General features: G+C 38.4%; 4 protein-coding genes. All 4 read left to right on the forward strand.

Going from position 1 to position 1,719, the window contains the following annotated elements:
- Window positions 1-226 (forward strand): hypothetical protein (locus O9324_RS27045; RefSeq protein ID WP_272079371.1); only part of this gene is annotated, 226 nt, incomplete at its 5' end.
- A gap of 92 nt (window positions 227-318) precedes the next feature.
- Window positions 319-549: a hypothetical protein gene (locus O9324_RS27050; protein ID WP_193960257.1), complete on the forward strand. Its 231-nt coding sequence runs from the start codon at window positions 319-321 to the stop codon at window positions 547-549.
- 2 nt (window positions 550-551) lie between these two features.
- On the forward strand, window positions 552-908 hold the full coding sequence (locus O9324_RS27055) for a type II toxin-antitoxin system PemK/MazF family toxin (RefSeq protein WP_287628469.1): 357 nt from the start codon (window positions 552-554) through the stop codon (window positions 906-908).
- Between the two features lie 209 nt (window positions 909-1,117).
- On the forward strand, window positions 1,118-1,447 hold the full coding sequence (locus tag O9324_RS27060; protein WP_288141823.1) for a Coq4 family protein: 330 nt from the start codon (window positions 1,118-1,120) through the stop codon (window positions 1,445-1,447).
- Window positions 1,448-1,719: the final 272 nt, after the last annotated feature.

Raw genomic sequence — 1,719 nt, forward strand, 5'->3', positions numbered from 1 at the left:
GGCAATGGGTGTTAGCACCATGGCGTTTAACCTCAATGGTTTCAACTTCAACCAGTCGATTCTCGATTCTCAAGGTCGTGTAATCGGTACTTGGGCCGATGTGTTAAACCGCGCTGGTATCGGTATGGAAGTAATGCACGAACGTAATGCACACAACTTCCCCTTAGACTTAGCTAGTGGTGAACAGGCTCCTGTGGCTCTGATTGCTCCTGCTATCAATGGTTAATTCCTAGTCTGAACAAAAAGGCACTCCCGCAAGGGGGTGCTTTTTTGTTGTTAGAATTATGATATAGCTCAATGTTAAATGGAGTTAATTTTATGATATCCCCTCAAATTATTGAACTGGAACAAAAGTTACGAAATTTTTCATTTGAAGATAAAAAATGGTTATTGGAGCAGTTACATCAACAATTAGGATTGAATAATCAAAAAAAAACTAAACAAGCATTAATAGATAGTTGGAATGAAGCTTATAGTGATGGATTGGACGAATCAGAAACTTTAATGTTAGAGGGAATACGCCATCATCAACGTCAATTATCTGAGTAAATATGACGATTTTTCAAGGAGAGATTTATTGGATTGATTTAGGAGAACCACAAGGTTCTGAACCTGCTTATCTTCGTCCTTGTGTTGTGGTGCAAAATGATGCTCTGAATCAGTCCCAAATTGGGACGGTTATTGTGTGTGCATTAACAACCAATTTGAGACGAGCAAAAGCTATTGGTAATGTTTTATTGAATGAGGGTGAAGGGAATTTACCTGAATCCAGTGTTGTTAATGTTTCACAGGTTTTCACGGTTGATAAGCGTCTTTTAACGGAGTCTATCGGAAGACTTTCTCGGGAAACAATCAAATTAATTATTCAGGTAATTAAGTTGGTTATTGAACCTCAAGAACTCGAATAATAGGGGGTTATAAAATATAAAATTATAAAAAAAGCGATCGAGCTACCGCCCAAATAATTGCCCAATATATAGCCGCTAGTCCCTGTTTAGAAACCTTGCTAAAACTTCCAGAAGATTCCCTAGGTTATCATTATGCTACTCACCTAATTAGTCTCAATTTTGGTCCTAATTTTTATCGGTCTATTTAGGTAAATTCCGATACAGATTATCTGCTGCTTCGCCTACGGCAAACTCACGATATCTGGCATATAGTAACGGGTTTTGGTGTCGATGTGACGGGAGAATTGCAACTGAAAGCTTTTGAATTAAGTCAAACTCGTCGCCCTCTAGCTATTGTCCTACTTTTAGGGGGATTATTCGGAGCTTTATTTTCTTCCCCACTTTCCTTAGGCTCTCTCTGGGAAGAGATTGTCATCCCCTATAATTTGGGCAAAAATACTCGACCTTTTTTAGCGCAAAAATGGGAACTAGCTGGGGAGAAATCCTTGCTAGTTTGGCGGCAAGAATTGGCGATTGTCCACTCGAACCTAGAAAATTAATTTTGCTGGACTACTTAAGTAAGTGGTTATAATTAAGTTGAAGATAGATTTTGTCTTTGATCCCCCCTGCCCCCCTTAATAAGCTATCCATTAGTCACATCTTTCTTAACATAAAATTTGACAAAAAGAGAGGTTCTTCCGAACTTACACTGTAGAAAATTCCCCAAGCTCCCTCTCTGTCCAGCAATGCTCTAAAGTTGATAAATATCAATCTAACAAAAACTCAAAGCCCTATTGTACAAGCTTTACAAGCATGAGTTGTTGATAGTTTT

The organism is Microcystis sp. LE19-84.1B (assembly GCF_027531875.1).
Taxonomy (GTDB): domain Bacteria; phylum Cyanobacteriota; class Cyanobacteriia; order Cyanobacteriales; family Microcystaceae; genus Microcystis; species Microcystis panniformis.

What these genes read in the sequence shown, in the direction of transcription:
- O9324_RS27055 (WP_287628469.1), top strand. Translation starts at nt 552, where the DNA reads ATGACGATTTTTCAAGGAGAGATTTATTGGATTGATTTAGGAGAACCA.
- O9324_RS27050 (WP_193960257.1), top strand. Translation starts at nt 319, where the DNA reads ATGATATCCCCTCAAATTATTGAACTGGAACAAAAGTTACGAAATTTT.